The 13910-nt window shown below is 68.3% G+C and carries 12 protein-coding genes; 1 reads left to right on the top strand and 11 read right to left on the bottom strand.

The window, feature by feature from the left end; translation table 11 throughout:
• Positions 1-10: 10 nt before the first annotated feature.
• Genes ACAM52_RS03645 through ACAM52_RS03625 form a run of 5 tightly spaced genes read right to left on the bottom strand, consistent with a single transcriptional unit; the run spans position 11 to position 6556 of the window.
• Positions 11-508 carry an aromatic-ring-hydroxylating dioxygenase subunit beta gene (locus tag ACAM52_RS03645; RefSeq protein WP_369646147.1) on the bottom strand — a complete coding sequence of 166 codons (498 nt, stop codon included), beginning with the start codon at positions 506-508 and terminating at the stop codon, positions 11-13.
• A complete protein-coding gene (locus tag ACAM52_RS03640; protein ID WP_369646146.1) occupies positions 508-1821 on the bottom strand; it encodes an aromatic ring-hydroxylating dioxygenase subunit alpha in 1314 nt (437 codons plus the stop codon). The genes ACAM52_RS03645 and ACAM52_RS03640 overlap by 1 nt, the downstream gene beginning before the upstream one ends.
• Positions 1822-1853: 32 nt before the next feature.
• Complete coding sequence (locus ACAM52_RS03635) at positions 1854-2840, bottom strand: 2Fe-2S iron-sulfur cluster-binding protein (RefSeq protein WP_369646145.1); 987 nt, start codon at positions 2838-2840, stop codon at positions 1854-1856.
• Between the two features lie 13 nt (positions 2841-2853).
• The gene (locus tag ACAM52_RS03630; protein ID WP_369646144.1) at positions 2854-4359 is read right to left on the bottom strand and encodes an indolepyruvate oxidoreductase subunit beta family protein; all 1506 of its coding nucleotides are present in this window, start codon (positions 4357-4359) and stop codon (positions 2854-2856) included.
• A gap of 4 nt (positions 4360-4363) precedes the next feature.
• The gene (locus ACAM52_RS03625; protein ID WP_369646143.1) at positions 4364-6556 is read right to left on the bottom strand and encodes a thiamine pyrophosphate-dependent enzyme; all 2193 of its coding nucleotides are present in this window, start codon (positions 6554-6556) and stop codon (positions 4364-4366) included.
• Positions 6557-6700: 144 nt separating this feature from the next.
• On the opposite strand from ACAM52_RS03625, the gene ACAM52_RS03620 reads away from it, so the two are divergent.
• Positions 6701-7177: a MarR family winged helix-turn-helix transcriptional regulator gene (locus ACAM52_RS03620; protein WP_062475035.1), complete on the top strand. Its 477-nt coding sequence runs from the start codon at positions 6701-6703 to the stop codon at positions 7175-7177.
• Here ACAM52_RS03620 and ACAM52_RS03615 read toward each other — a convergent pair.
• The 6 genes from ACAM52_RS03615 to orn all read right to left on the bottom strand — a co-directional run bounded on the left by ACAM52_RS03615 (position 7174) and on the right by orn (position 13885).
• Positions 7174-8052, bottom strand: coding sequence for a zinc-binding alcohol dehydrogenase family protein (locus tag ACAM52_RS03615; RefSeq protein ID WP_369646142.1), 879 nt, complete (start codon positions 8050-8052; stop codon positions 7174-7176). The two genes, ACAM52_RS03620 and ACAM52_RS03615, sit on opposite strands and share 4 nt — an antisense overlap.
• Positions 8049-8852, bottom strand: a complete 804-nt coding sequence (locus tag ACAM52_RS03610; protein ID WP_369646141.1) for an alpha/beta fold hydrolase — start codon at positions 8850-8852, stop codon at positions 8049-8051. Before ACAM52_RS03610 ends, ACAM52_RS03615 begins: the two co-directional genes overlap by 4 nt.
• Positions 8849-9853 (bottom strand): 3-hydroxybutyryl-CoA dehydrogenase, encoded by a 1005-nt coding sequence (locus ACAM52_RS03605; RefSeq protein WP_369646140.1) that lies wholly within the window; start codon positions 9851-9853, stop codon positions 8849-8851. The genes ACAM52_RS03610 and ACAM52_RS03605 overlap by 4 nt, the downstream gene beginning before the upstream one ends.
• On the bottom strand, positions 9843-10916 hold the full coding sequence (locus tag ACAM52_RS03600) for an NAD/NADP octopine/nopaline dehydrogenase family protein (protein WP_369646139.1): 1074 nt from the start codon (positions 10914-10916) through the stop codon (positions 9843-9845). Before ACAM52_RS03600 ends, ACAM52_RS03605 begins: the two co-directional genes overlap by 11 nt.
• A gap of 216 nt (positions 10917-11132) precedes the next feature.
• On the bottom strand, positions 11133-13040 hold the full coding sequence (locus ACAM52_RS03595; RefSeq protein WP_307588866.1) for a DEAD/DEAH box helicase: 1908 nt from the start codon (positions 13038-13040) through the stop codon (positions 11133-11135).
• A gap of 248 nt (positions 13041-13288) precedes the next feature.
• A complete protein-coding gene (gene orn / locus ACAM52_RS03590; protein ID WP_369646138.1) occupies positions 13289-13885 on the bottom strand; it encodes an oligoribonuclease in 597 nt (198 codons plus the stop codon).
• Positions 13886-13910 lie beyond the last annotated feature (25 nt).

Raw genomic sequence — 13910 nt, 5'->3', positions numbered from 1 at the left:
CGCGTCCCTGTCAGATGAAGAGCTGCACGGCCGGAAGCGCCGCGTCGCAGTTGAGCAGGTCGACGCGCTTGAGCGTCATGCGCAGCGCGCCGTCCTGCACCGTGAGGTGGTGGAAGAAGGTGCCGACGTAGAACTGCAGCTCGTCGCACTGCGACTCGGTGTAGTGGAATTCGGTGCGCACCACGAAGCGCTGGGCCTCGGCGTCGAAGGTCTCGACCACGGGCACCTGCAGCAGGTGGTGGCAGCGGCTTTGGGGCTGCTGCGAGAACGCGCGCGGGCTCTTCAGGCGTTCGATGCGCAGCTCGCGCAGCAGCTTGTCCTCGTACAGGTGCGAGGTGTGGTTCAGGCCGTCTTCCTGGTCGGGCACGAGCGGAATCCAGTAGAACGCGTCGTCGGTGAAGAGCGCGTTCCATTCCTCGTAGCGGCGGGTGTCGAGCAGGCGCGCTTCGTTGACGACGAAGTCGACGAGGTCCTGGCGGGTGATGTCGATGACGTTGGTGGTGGCCATTACATCGTCTCCGTCATGCGCTGCACCCAGCTGCGGTACTGGTTGCGCATGGGCAGCTCGTTGGTGCCGCCCGTGGTGATCTCGCCGCCCTTCAACTCCGATTCGTCGTAGTCGCGGTGCAGGCTCACCCACTCGTTGCCGCTGGCGTGCAGGCCGGCCTGCATGCCGCGGTAGGCCTGCAGGTCGTCGTGGCCCACCACCGAGAACGGCGAGTTGATGAGGCGGTTGTACATGGTGGTGCGCTGCAGCAGCTCGGGCGGCGCGCCCTTGAGGCGGAAGGTCCAGCTCTCGATGAGGGTCTTGTCGGCCGAGATGGGCTTGACCACGCGGATCGCCTGGATCGCGCCCTTGATCGTGAGATTCGGGTAGTACACGGTGTTGTGCCGCGCCATGCCCAAAATCTCCGCCGTCTTCTCTTCGCCGTAGCGCGCCTTCATGGCGTCGTCGTAGGCGGGGATCGCCTTGTACTTGCTGTGGATGCTGAAGTGCACGCCCGTGAAGCTGTGGCCGTGGTCGTAGGTGCGGATGCCCATGTCCTCGAAGAACTTGTAGTCGGACATGAAGGGCACGAACTGCTCCACGGCCATGGGCTTGGGCTCGTCCTCGGGCTTGTCGGCCCACATGCGCTTGGCGGTGCCGGCCGACGACTCGTGCGCCACCATGGGGTGCATGGTGTCGTTGAGGTTCTCGACGAACATCTTCCAGTTGCACTGGTGCATGAAGCGCAGGCAGCCGCCGGCGATTTCCAGCTCGCCTTCGGGCGAGCGGTCGGCCATGTTGTCGATGGAGCTGAGCGAATCGCCGAAGTACTCCTCGAAGTCGGGACCCGCATCGTTGATCTTCACGAAGATGAAGCCGCGGTGGCTGCGCACGTGCTTCACCGGGGTGAGGCCCTTGCCCGACTCGCACTCGTGCAGCTGCGTGTGCTCGTAGCCGGTCTTCAGCGGAATGGCCAGCGGCGCACCGTCGGTCTTGAAGGTCCAGGCGTGGTACGGGCAGCGAAAGAACTTGCCGGTGTTGCCGCAGGGCCCGTTCACCAGGCGCGAGCCCTTGTGGGCGCAGCGGTTCATCATGACGCGCACGCTGCCGTCGCTGTGGCGCACGACGATCAGCGGGCGGCCCGCGATCTCGTTGGTGATCCAGTCGCCCGACTTCGGCAGCTGGCTCTCGTGGCCGACGTAGTTCCAGGTGTTGGCGAAGAAGTGCTCCTGCTCCAGCTCGAAGAGCTCCTGGCTGGTGTACAGGTCGCGGTGCACGCGGTCGTTCTGCACGAGCGCGCGAACGGCATCGGGGTTGTCTCGGTACGAAGGCATGGTTCTCCTGGCTCCTTCCTGGCTGGCTTTTCTCAGAGGTCGAGCACCAGGCGCGCTCCCTTGGCGCGCGAGATGCAGATCTGCATGACGGTGCCTTCCGCCTTCTCGCGGGCGGTGAGCACGTAGTCGCGGTGGTCGATCTCGCCCTCGATCACGGGCACGGCGCACACGCCGCATTCGCCGCGCTTGCAATCGAACATCGGGTCGCAGCCGTGTTCGATGAGGCAGTCGAGGATGCTCTGGCCGACCGACACGGTGAAGCGCTGGCCCGACTGGGCAAGCTCCACCTCGAAGGGCTGGTCGCCCTCCTCCACGACGGGTTCGGTGAAGAGCTCGAAGTGCACGCGGTCGTGCTCCCAGCCGCGGGCCTGGGTGCGCGCGAGCACGGCGTCGAGCATGACCTTGGGACCGCACACGTAGAGACGGTCGCCGGCGGGCACGGCGTCGAGCAGCGCGTCGATGTCCAGCGGCGCACCGGCCTCGGCGTCGGCGTGCACGCGCAGGTCGTCGCCCAGCAGCGCCTGCAGCTCGGGCAGGAAGGCCATGAGGTCGCGGCTGCGGCCGGCGTAGTGCATGCGCACGGCGGCGCCTTCGGCGCGGCGGCGCGCGGCCATCGACGCCAGCGGCGTCACACCGATGCCGCCGGCCACCAGCACCGTGCCGCCGGGGCCGGTGTGCAGCGGAAAGTCGTTCTTCGGCGGCTCGATGGTGAGCACGCTGCCCTCGGCCAGCCCTTCGTGCATGAAGCGCGAGCCGCCGCGGCCTTCGGCCTCCTTGCGCACGGCGATCACGTAGTCGGTCGGTGCGTTGGTGGCGTTGCGCTCGGTGGCGAAGTTGATGAGCGAGTAGTGGCGCCAGTCGGTGGTGCCGTCGGCCAGCGTCACCTGCACGCGGATGTGCGCGCCGGCGGCGAAGCCGGGCAGCGCGCGGCCGTCTTCGGCGCGCAGGCGCAGCAGGCGGATCAGCGGGTTGAGGGCGCGCGCTTCGGCGACGCGAAGCTGGAGCGTGGGGGCGGTCATGGTTCGGGTCCCTTCAGGCCAAGGCGTGCTGCACCAGCGCGGCCTGCAGCTTGTGGCCGTGTTCGTCGGCCAGCGCCGCGTCGCGCAGTTCGCGCAGGGTGGCGGGCGCCAGCGCGGCACCCGCGCGCTCGAACGCGCGCATCACGGTGTCGTAGTTGCGCAGGCCGCGTTCGTGCGTGTCGCTGTAGCCCTTGACCAGGCGCTGGCACTGGGCGAGTTCGACGGCGAGCGCGGGGTTGCGTGGCGCGGTGGCGGCGATGCGTTGCAGCCATTCTTCGATGCGGCGGTTTTCGTCGGCGTAGCGCATCGTCGAGCGGCGCCAGCCCTTGCAGGCCGCGACCATGCGCAGCATCAGGTAGCCGCGCAGCGAGCTGGTGCGGATCACGCGGCCGTGCTGCGTGAAGCGCTCGACGATCTTCTTCGGCACCGTGGAATGCATGAGCCAGCGGCCGAGGCCGCCGGGCAGCGTCTCGCAGATTTCCTGCAGGCGCGGGTGCATGTACTCGTGGATGGCGAGCAGCTGGCCCGGCTGCACGCCGGCCTCGCCGTGCACGCGCTCGAAGCGGGTCGCGCGGGTCTTCAGGGCGGCGACGCGGGCCGTGTCTTCGTAGGACATCCACAGCGCCAGGTGGCGCGCGGTTTCGCGCAGCAGGCGGTGGGCGTCGTCGGGCAGCTTGGCAACAGCGGCCATGCGGTCGAGGTACAGGCCGGCGTAGGCCAGGTCCTGGTAGTCGATGAGGCGGCGCACGCCTTCGAGCAGGAAGTCGTGCGCGGGCAGCGGAAAGTCGCGCTGCACGCGCTCGACCAGCGCGCGCACGGCCGGATGGCGCGGCTGCGGTGCGGGCGTGGCGGCCGGTGCGACCTTGGCGGGTTCGCCGTCGTCGCCGTCCTGCGCGCGATCGAATGCTGCGCCGAAGGCCTTGAGGCTGGGCTTCACGCCCACGCCGCCGCGCTCGATGGTGGCCTCGAACTGCGCGCGGCCGAAGGGCAGCACGCCCGAGCCCGCGAGCGTGCCGAACAGCACGGCGCTGATCACACTGCCCGAGGCTTCGGCGGCCTGTGCCATGTCGAAGCGGATGAAGCGCTTGGCGGCGCGCGCGGTGTGGGCGAGCAGCTGGTCGCTGTCGACACGGCCGTCGCCCATGGCGCTCTTTTCGGCAATGGAGAAAACGCGGTGCGTCGATGCGATGAGCGTGGTGCGGTCGCGCGTGACCAGCCCGCGCTGCACCGCGCGGCCAGCTTCCATGAGCTCGGAGGCGAGCACCACGTCGACGTCGCCCGGCAGCGGCATCAGCGCGAGCACGGGGCGTCCGCCGTCGGCGTGGGCCTGTGCATCGGGGTAGAGCTCGACGTAATAGATGGTCGCGCCGGTGCGCTGGGCCACGCCCGGCACGGAGGTGGTCTGGGCGACGTAGCCGTTGGCCTCGCCCATGTCGACGATCCAGTCGGCGAGCACGCCACCGCCCTCCCCGCCCATGGCGAGGATGGCAATCTTGATGGGTTGAACCTTGTTCGTCATGGCGTCAGAAGGCATAGGCGTCACGGCGGCGCGCATCGCCGCGCTGCAGCCAGCCGATGACGGCAGTGCGCACGCGCTGGCGGAAGCGGTCCCAGGCGGTCGGGTTGCTCACGACCTGCGCCTTGTAGAACGAGGGGCACAGCACGGCGGCGTGCGAGACGTCGCCGCAGTTGCCGCAGCCCACGCAGCTGTCGAGCACGGTAGCGACGGGGTCGATGCGCAGCGGATCGGGGTTGGGCTTGATCGAGAGCGACGGGCAGCCCGACAGGCGGATGCACGAGTGGTCGCCGGTGCAGGTGTCGGCGTCGACGCCGAACTTGTCGCGCACCATGCGCTTGCCGTCGGCGATGGCCTTGCGTACCAGCGGCTTCTCGCGGCGCTGCTTGTTGAGCATGCACTCCGACTGCGCGATGAGGACCTTGGGGCCCTTCTTCGTGGTGGTGAGTGCGTCTTTCAGCGCATCGCGCATGCCGGCGACGTCGTAGGTGCGGCGGATCGTCTTCACCCATTCGACGCCCACGCCGCGCACGGCGCGCTCGATCTCGTGGCCGGTGCTGCGCGTCTTGTTGACGGCGGTCGACGAGAGGATGTCCTGCCCGCCCGTGGCCGAGGTGTAGTTGTTGTCGACGATGATGGTGAGGTTGTCGCTCTTGTTGAAGACCGCGTTGGCCACGCCGCTCGTCAGCCCGTTGTGCCAGAAGCCGCCGTCGCCCATCATCGAGATCGCGCGCTTGCCGGCCGGTGCGTTGAGTGCCGAGGCGCCTGCGCCGCCGAGGCCGTAGCCCATCGTCGTGTTGCCGATGTTGAAGGGCGGCAAGATCGAGAACAGGTGGCAGCCGATGTCGGCGCTCACGTGGTGCGCACCGAGTTCGCGCTCGACCAGCTTCATGGCGCTGAAGATCGGGCGCTCCGGACAGCCGGTGCAAAAGCCCGGCGGACGCGCATGCACCACATCGCCGAGCGCACTCGACGGCTCAGCGGGTTCAGGCCCGGCATCGACGCCGATCGCCGCCACTTCCTTCAGCGGGATCACCTTGCGCACCGGTGCGGGCACGGGCAGCGGCGCGAGGCGTTCGTAGCGCTCGCAGAAGGCACGCGTGCCCTTGAGCAGTTCGAGCGTCGTGTACTCGCCGGCCACGGGCAGCATGTCCTTGCCGTGCAGCGCGGTGGTGGAGCCGGCCTGGCGCAGGATGGTCGCGAGGTTCTGCTCGACGAAGTTGGGCTGGCCTTCCTCCACGATGAGCACGGCGCGCTTGCCTTCGCAGAAGCGGATGACTTCGCTCTCGATGACGGGATAGGCCACGTTCATCACATACAGCGGCACGCGGGTCTCGCCATACACGTCGGCCAGGCCCAGGCGTTCGAGCGCACGCAGCAGCGTGTTGTAGCTGCCGCCCTGCACGATGATGCCGATGTCGTCGGCGTCCTCGGAGAAGAACTCGTTGAGCTGGCGCTCCTCGATGAAGCGCACGGCGGCGGGCCAGCGGTCTTTCACCTTCTCTTGTTCATGCACAAAGCTCGCGGGCGGCAGCACGATGCGGCTGACGTCGCGCTGCGGGTTCTCCAGCGCCTCTTTCAGCGTGAACTTGGCGCGCTTGTTGTCGCCGGCAATGAAGTGGCCGTGCACATGGCAGGCGCGGATGCGCAGCTGCAGCATCACGGGCGTGTTGCTGGCCTCGGAGAGGTCGAAGCCGGTCTTCACCGCATCGACGATGCTCGGCAGGTTGGGGCGCGGATCGAGCAGCCAGATCTGCGACTTCATCGCAAACGCGTGGCTGCGCTCCTGCATGATCGACGAGCCTTCGCCGTAGTCCTCGCCCACGATGATGAGCGCGCCGCCGGTGACGCCGCCCGAGGCCAGGTTGGCCAATGCATCGGACGCTACGTTGGTGCCGACGGTCGCCTTGAAGGTGACGGCGCCGCGCAGCGGGTAGTTGACGGAGGCGGCCAGCGTGGCAGCGGCGGTGGCTTCGCTGGCGCTGTTCTCGAAGCGGATGCCGTGGTCGGCCAGGATGTCCTGCGCGTCGGCCAGCACGTCCATCAGATGCGAGATGGGCGCGCCCTGGTAGCCCGCCACATACGAAACGCCCGACTCCAGCAGGGCCTTGGTGACGGCCAGAATGCCTTCGCCGCGGAACACTTCTCCACCAGTAAGTCTCAGCTTCTTGACTTCTTCGACGAACGAACGCTCAGCCATGGATGTCCTTCTTCTTTCTCGTGGGAGGATGCGGCCCCGGGGTCACATCACGGTTCCTATAATGTTTAGAAATGAATGTATCCACAATCATGAATTACCCTAGCCATGCAATCCGCATGCCTGCGGCAAACAGGAGGCGCCTTCATGTCTGAACCATCCAAGGAAACGCATCGCTTCGTCGATGACTACCTGCCCGCGCTGCTCGCGCAGGCCAGCCAGCTGATCTCTTCGGAGTTCCACGAGGTGGCGCGGCAGCAGGGTTTTTCGGTGTCGGAGTGGCGCGTGATGGCGTCGCTGGCGGGCAGTGACGCGGTCAGCATCGGCCAGCTCGCGCAAGTGACGGTGACCAAGCAGCCGACGGTGACGCGGCTGCTCGACCGCATGGAAGCGCGCGGCCAGGTCGAACGCCTGCCCCATGAAAGTGATCGCCGCATCACGCTGGTGCGCATCACGCCCGCGGGGCTGAAGGCGGTCGAGCACCTGATGGAACTGGCGCGCGAACACGAGCGCCGCGTGCTCGAACCCTTCGGCCTGCGACGCGCCGAGGAGCTCAAGCAGACGCTGCGGCAGATGATCGACCTGCATGTGCATGTGCCGGTCGAGGTGCCGGACGAAGACTAAGGCACGAGTACCGCGCGGCCGCGATGGCCGCGTTGAGCGATCCAGTCGAGTGCGAGGGCTGCATCGGTGAGCGCGAAGGGCTGCACATCGAGGTGCAGACGGCCGTCGGCCAGGCGCGCAAGCAACTCTGGAGCGGCTGCGCGGCCTGTGGCCTCGCGCCTGAACATGTTGAGCGGCAGCAGCGCCACGTCGCGCTGCAGGAAGTGCGCGATGTCCAGCTGCAGCGTCGGGCCGGCGGTGTAGCCGACCAGCACGGCGCGACCGCCGGGGCGCACGGCAGGCAAGGCCGCCGCGAGCACGTCGCCGCCGACGGTGTCGATGAGCAGGTCGGTGCTGGCGACTTCTGGCGGTGCGGCTTTCGGATCGACAGGCGTTGCGGTGCAGCCCGCATCGCGTGCCAACTGCATCACCAGAGAACCCACCGCGCCGCTTGCGCCCGTCACCAACACTTGCTCTCCAGACTGCAATCGGGCGACCTCATGCAAGGCGACCCACGCCGATGTGGTGGGCGAGAAGAACGCTGCGCCGAGCGCCATCGGCACCGCATCGGGCAACACGCCGAGTGCGTCGTCAGGCGCATCAATCAGCTCGCACCAGGTGCCATCGAACAGCGTGCCCAAGCCGCTGCCACGCAACCACACGCGTTGTCCCTCTGCATAGCGCTCGCTCGCGACGACAACGCCCGCTGCTTCCACGCCCGGCGTGTAGGGCAACGGCGGATGCCGCAGGAAGCGGCCCTGCCACACGGTGCGGTCGATGTGGCCGACGGTCGCGGCCTGCATGCGCACGAGGGTGCGGCCGGGTCGCGCCACGGGCTCGGCCACGTCTTCGAGCACCGGCGCGGCATCGAAGCCATGGATGCGAATGGCCTTCATGGCCGTGTCGCCAGAAAGTCGAGCACCGTGCGCGCGAAGGCCTCGGGCATCTGGTCGGGCAAGGGCACCATGCCGCCGTCGATGTCGACGATGCGCGCCTGCGGCAGGTGATGCTGCAGCTCCGCCGCATGCGGCGCCGCGAAAGGGTCGAGCGTGGCGCGCACGATGAGCGTCGGCTGCGTCACGCGGCCGATGCGCTCTTCCATGCGGTAGGAGGCCACGGCGCGATGCCCTTCTTCGACACGGTGACCGACCTTCATCGCATCGCGCACGAAGGCCTCGAGCAGGTCGGGCCGCCCCGGCGGATAGAAGGCCTGCCGCTTCTGCCACAGCGCGGCGAGGTGGCTGCCGTCGTCACTGGGCGCCACTTCGTCGATGGGCGGACGCTGCGCGCGGGCGCGACGAAACACCTCGTCGGTGTACGGCGTGGACGACAGCACGAGGCTGCGCACGCGCGCTGGAAACGCCGCGGCCATTTCGATCGCGATCACGCCGCCGGTGTGGTGTCCCACCACGTCGGCCTGCGCGATGCCGAGCGCATCGAGCAGCTCGCAGGCGACGCGCGCCCACTGCGCAATGCTCGCCGGCACGCCGCCGTCGGCCGAGTCGCCGAAGCCCGCCGTGTCCATGGCGATGACGCGGTAGCCCGCGCCGGCAATGAGCGGCAGCACCTCGCGGTACTCGGCCCAGCTGCGCGGCGACTGGTGCAGCAGCAGCACGGCCGGCGCCTGCGCGTCGCCGCACATGGCGTGGTGCACCTGCCCCACCGACAGGTCGGCGAAGGCGCGACGGATCGTCATGACAGCGTCTCGTCGGCCGGCGCGCGCCACAGGCCCGCGTGCTTCAGTTCGCCGAGCGTGCGCGAGAGCACGTCGCGCCGGTAGGCGGCGGTGTCGCGGCCCGCGTAGTCGTAGAAGCCGCTGCCGCTCTTCAGGCCCAGCCGCCCTTCCTCGACCATTCGCCCGACGATGGCCGGCGCGGTGTAGCGGCCTGCGTCGAGCGAGGCCGACATCTCGCGGCTCGCGTGGTGCAGGATGTCGCAGCCGCCGAAGTCGATGAACTCGACCACGCCGAGCGCCGCGAAGCGCAGGCCCAGGCCGTAGCGCGTGGCCTTGTCGATTTCTTCCGCTGTGGCAGCGCCTTCTTCGATCATGCGGGCCGCCTCGTTCATCACGAGCGCCTGCAGGCGCGGCACGATGTAGCCCGGCGACGCGCCGCAGACCACGGGCAGCTTGCCGATGGCCTCCATCAGTGCCTTCGTGCGCGCGAGCACGCCGGCGTCGGTGCCGGGGTGGCAACTCAGCTCGACCACGGGGATCACGTAGGCCGGGTTGAGCCAGTGCATGTTCAGGAAGCGCTCGGGCCGGCGCACCAGCGCGGCCAGCTGCGTCACGAGGATGCTGCTGGTGGTCGAGGTGAGGATCGCGTCGTCGCGGCAATGGCGGTTGAGCTGCTCGAAGGCCTCGCGCTTGGCCTCCATGGTTTCGGGCACGCCTTCGAACACCAGCTCGGCGGCGGCCAGTGCGTGCGGTGCGTCTGCTGCATTCACGAAGTCCACGCGCGCGGCGATGCGCTCGACCTGCGAGGCATCGATCACGCCGAGCTGCGCCAAGCCCGAAAGGCTCGCGGCGATTTCCGCCTGTGCCTCGTCGCGCAGCCGCTGCCAAGCCTCGGGCGTGCGCGGGCGCAGGTCGATCAGTGCGATGCGGTGGCCCGCATAGGCGAACGCGATGGCAATGCCGCGCCCCATGCGGCCGGCGCCCACGGCGGCGAAGCGCGGCGGCGCGGGCTCATTCGCCATCGTGCAGCCTCTGCTTGAGCTGGGTCGCGCTCAGGCTGGCCAGGCCCAGGCTTTCGAAGGTACGTGGGCCCTGGCGCAGGTCGCGCCCGAGGAAGCCGCCGACGATGGCCAGCAGGCCGTGCGCGATGGGCGCGTCCACGCCCGCATGGCGCGCGGCCGAGGCCAGGAAGGCCAGGCCGAGTTCGGTGTCTTCGGTGATGTAGCGGTGCGTGTGCAGGTCGATGTTCTCTCGCCAGTCGCCCGACTTGACGAGCTGCTTGTGCGCATCGCCGTACATCCACTGGTCGTTGTTGTAGTGGTCGGCCAGCGGATAGTGCGGCGCGCCCTGCCCGAAGGCCTCGCGCACGGCCATGCGCTCGCGGTCGAGCCGGTCGGTCACGTCGCGCACGGCACGCTGCGTGCCTTCGTTGTGAATGTCCCAGCGTTCGAAGTGCTGCAGCGGCGCGGCGTTCATCACCATCAGCGGCGGGTGGATGACGGGGCCGGCGTTCATCAGCGCGCCCGAGAGCGCGTCGCCGCAGCCGTGCACGGCCGGGTAGGCGCGACGGATCACCTCGATCGCCTGCGCCTCCTTGCGCGCCGGGTAGACGCCGGTGGGCAGGCGGATCGCGCGGATGGTGACGTTGACCTCGCGCTCGCCGTGCTTGCGCGCCAGGTACGGCAAGGTGCCGGTCTCGGCCCAGGCCACGTCGGCGCGGTTGCCGGCGGCCTTCACCGCCTGCGCCATCACGTAGCTGCCGAAGGTGCCCGGCGGCAGGAACACGACCTGGCCGTCGACCAGGTGCGGCGCCATGGCCAGCGCGATGTCGTGCTGGGCGATGGCGGGCGTGGGAATGACGATGAGTTCGGCGCCCTTCAGCGCGGCGCCCATGTCGGCGGTGGCAAGGGCAATGGGCACCTCGCGCGCGCCGTTCGCATCCTTCAGCGTGATCGCGCCGGCGCGCACGACCGGTTCGAGCGCCGCCGCGTCGCGGCGCCACAGGCGCACTTCATGGCCGGTTTCAGACAGGTCCGCAGCGGCCGCATAGGCGCCGTGGCCACCCCCAAGAATCGCAATTTTCATGATCGAAAGTCGAGAACAGGTGTCGATGAACCGGCAGCCGCGAACGGACCGGGGAGAAGCAATGTGCCATTACATTACTTTTCATCGATTCAGGTGTCAACCAACTTCATGGGCGCCGGACTGCTCGGAAACCCGACAACGAAAAAGCCCGCGTTCGTGAGAAGCGCGGGCTTTTTGGGGGGAAGCAGCCCTTTTCAGGGCCGCTTGCGGGGGCGATCAGCGGCTGGGCTTGAACGCGCGCTTTTGCGCGTCGCGGGGCACGAACACCTTGCCCGGGCCGCCGTGACCGGCGCCGTTGCCGCGCGGTGCGAAACCTTCGCGGGGCGCAAAGCCTTCACGGGGTGCGAAACCGCCGTCGCCGCGACCGCCGCCATGGCCGTGGCCGCCGCGCGGGGCGCTGTCGCCCCAGCCCGGCTTGCGACCGTAGCCGCCGCCGTTGCCGCCTTCGTCACGACCGCCGCCGAAGCCGGCGTTCTGGCCGCCCTGGAAGCCGCGCGGGCCTTGGCCCTGGGCCGGGCCGCGTGCGTTGCGGTCGTTGAAGCCGCTGGCGCCGGCATAGCCGCCGCCGTTGTTGTTGCCGCGGTAGCCACCGCCGCCGCCCGCACCGCCATTGCCGAACTTGCGATCGCGCGAGAAGTTGTCGCCGCGGCCGCCGCGGTACTCGCCCATCGGGGGACGCGATTGCGGCATGCGCTGTTGCGGCTCGAGGCCGGCAACCACTTCCGCCTTGAACTGCTGGCGGCTGTAGTGCTCGATGTCCATGATCTTGCGGCGATCGCGGAACTCGGCAAAGGTGATGGCCAGGCCATCGCGGCCGGCACGGCCGGTGCGGCCGATGCGGTGGGTGTAGTCCTCGGCCTTCATCGGCAGGCCGAAGTTGAAGACGTGGGTGATGGTCGGCACGTCGATGCCGCGGGCGGCAACGTCGGTGGCCACCAGGATCTGCACCTGGCCCTGGCGCAGTGCCATCAGGCGGCGGTTGCGCAGGCCCTGGCTCAGAGCGCCGTGCAGCGCGACGGCGCTGAAGCCTTCTTGCTGCAGGTCGTTGGCGAGGCCGTCGCACTCGACTTGCGTGCTGGCGAACACGATCGCCTGGTTGATGCTGGTGTCACGCAGCCAGTGGTCGAGCAGCTTGCGCTTGTGCTGGCTGTTGTCGGCCCAGTACAGCGACTGCTTGATGTTGGCGTGCTTCTCTTGCGGGCTGTCGATGGTGATGCGCTGCGGCTCGCGCATGACGCGCTGGGCCAGCTGCTGGATGCGCGGCGCGAAGGTGGCGCTGAACATCATCGTCTGCTGACGCTCGATGGTGAGCTGGTTGACTTCAGCCAGGTCGTCGGCAAAGCCGAGGTCGAGCATGCGGTCGGCTTCGTCGACCACCAGGAACTTGACCTGGTCGAGCTTGAGCTGCTGCGAGCGCTGCAGGTCGAGCAGGCGGCCCGGCGTGGCAACCACGAGGTCGGCGTTCTGCAGCTTGGCGATCTGCAGCTGGTAAGGCATGCCGCCCACCACGTTGGCAACGCGCAGGCCGCGGCAATGACGCACCAGTTCGATGGCGTCGTGTGCAACCTGCTGCGCGAGTTCGCGCGTCGGGCACAGGATCAGGGCGCCGGGGGTGGCGGCCTTGAAATGACGGGCGTTGGTCGGGTCCTTGCGCTTGGGCTTCTTGAGCGGCGCTTCGCCACGGGCAGCAGCTTCAGCGGCCAGGCGCTGGAACTCGGCCTTGGCTTCGGCTTCGGCTTCGGCCTGGCGCTTGATCAGCGTGTGCAGCACGGGCAGCAGGAAGGCGGCGGTCTTGCCCGAGCCGGTCTGGCTGGACACCATCAGGTCCACGAAACGGGCCGAACCGGCTTCGCCCATGGCGATCGGCACGACCTTTTCCTGCACGGTGGTCGGCTGGGTGAAACCCATGTCGGCCACGGCGGCGATCAGTTCGGGGGCGAGGCCCAGCTTGATGAAACCGTTGGGCGCGGCAGGCGCTTCGGCTTCGGCGGCCTCGGGGGCTGCGGCATCCAGTGCGTCGAGGATCGGAGCCTCGGACACGGTGTCCGCGACAGCGGTGAATTCGTTATGGGTAGCGGATTGCACAGGCGCGAGTTCGCCCTGCGCTTCAAAAGCGTCGGTCATGAATATCAATCTCAAACGCGAGCGCTGCCGTAGGCGGCGCCCCGTTGGTGGTTAAAAACATCAACCATCCAACGACATTCAACTTCCGGCTTTCGTCGGAGGCTGCGGCCCTTTTTGATCAGCGAATGCGATCGGGCGCGGTGTGCAAGATAGGGAGATGCGAGAGACGCTGATCTGTGTCCAAAGACGCGTTCAAATCAGCGAAGCCTGCGATTATGGCACGGCTTCGGGTTTTTACCTAATTGTTGTCAATCCACCAAGCGCAGGAAGGTTTCCCGGTAGTGCGCCAGCTCCTCGATGGACTCGTGCACGTCGGCCAGCGCGGTGTGCGCCTGCTGCTTCTTGAAGGCAGCGTAGGCCGCCGGCTTCCAGCGCTTGGCCAGCTCCTTGAGGGTGCTGACGTCGAGGTTGCGGTAGTGAAAGTACGCCTCGAGCTTGGGCATGAACTTGACCAGGAAGCGCCGGTCCTGCCCGATGGTGTTGCCACACATCGGCGAGCCGCTCCTGGGGATGTACTTGGCGATGAATTCGAGCAGCTGCTGCTCGGCCGCGGCTTCGTCCAGCGTGGAGGCCTTGACCTTGTCGATCAGGCCGCTGCGGCCGTGGGTGCCCTTGTTCCAGGCGTCCATGGCGTCGAGCACGGCGTCGCTCTGGTGAATGACGAGCACGGGGCCGTCGATGCGGGGCGTGAGGTCGGGGCCGGTGACGACCACGGCGATCTCGAGCAGGCGCTCTTTCTCGGGGTCGAGGCCGCTCATTTCGCAGTCCAGCCAGACCAGGTTCTGGTCGCTTTTCTTCAGGGTGGGGGCGGCTGCGGGGGGCGTCGGGTCAAGGGATTCGGGCATCGCAGGATTGTCGTCGAAGGCCTGC

Origin of the sequence: Variovorax sp. V118, assembly GCF_041154445.1 — a bacterium.
Lineage (GTDB): Bacteria > Pseudomonadota > Gammaproteobacteria > Burkholderiales > Burkholderiaceae_C > Variovorax > Variovorax boronicumulans.
The sequence above is the reverse complement of the archived record's forward strand: the minus strand, read 5'-3'. Positions and strand labels throughout refer to the sequence as shown.

What these genes read in the sequence shown, in the direction of transcription:
- ACAM52_RS03615 (WP_369646142.1), bottom strand. Translation starts at nt 8,052, where the DNA reads ATGAAGGCCATTCGCATCCATGGCTTCGATGCCGCGCCGGTGCTCGAA.
- orn (WP_369646138.1), bottom strand. Translation starts at nt 13,885, where the DNA reads ATGCCCGAATCCCTTGACCCGACGCCCCCCGCAGCCGCCCCCACCCTG.
- ACAM52_RS03635 (WP_369646145.1), bottom strand. Translation starts at nt 2,840, where the DNA reads ATGACCGCCCCCACGCTCCAGCTTCGCGTCGCCGAAGCGCGCGCCCTC.
- ACAM52_RS03605 (WP_369646140.1), bottom strand. Translation starts at nt 9,853, where the DNA reads ATGGCGAATGAGCCCGCGCCGCCGCGCTTCGCCGCCGTGGGCGCCGGC.
- ACAM52_RS03595 (WP_307588866.1), bottom strand. Translation starts at nt 13,040, where the DNA reads ATGACCGACGCTTTTGAAGCGCAGGGCGAACTCGCGCCTGTGCAATCC.
- ACAM52_RS03610 (WP_369646141.1), bottom strand. Translation starts at nt 8,852, where the DNA reads ATGACGATCCGTCGCGCCTTCGCCGACCTGTCGGTGGGGCAGGTGCAC.
- ACAM52_RS03620 (WP_062475035.1), top strand. Translation starts at nt 6,701, where the DNA reads ATGTCTGAACCATCCAAGGAAACGCATCGCTTCGTCGATGACTACCTG.
- ACAM52_RS03645 (WP_369646147.1), bottom strand. Translation starts at nt 508, where the DNA reads ATGGCCACCACCAACGTCATCGACATCACCCGCCAGGACCTCGTCGAC.
- ACAM52_RS03625 (WP_369646143.1), bottom strand. Translation starts at nt 6,556, where the DNA reads ATGGCTGAGCGTTCGTTCGTCGAAGAAGTCAAGAAGCTGAGACTTACT.
- ACAM52_RS03600 (WP_369646139.1), bottom strand. Translation starts at nt 10,916, where the DNA reads ATGAAAATTGCGATTCTTGGGGGTGGCCACGGCGCCTATGCGGCCGCT.
- ACAM52_RS03630 (WP_369646144.1), bottom strand. Translation starts at nt 4,359, where the DNA reads ATGACGAACAAGGTTCAACCCATCAAGATTGCCATCCTCGCCATGGGC.
- ACAM52_RS03640 (WP_369646146.1), bottom strand. Translation starts at nt 1,821, where the DNA reads ATGCCTTCGTACCGAGACAACCCCGATGCCGTTCGCGCGCTCGTGCAG.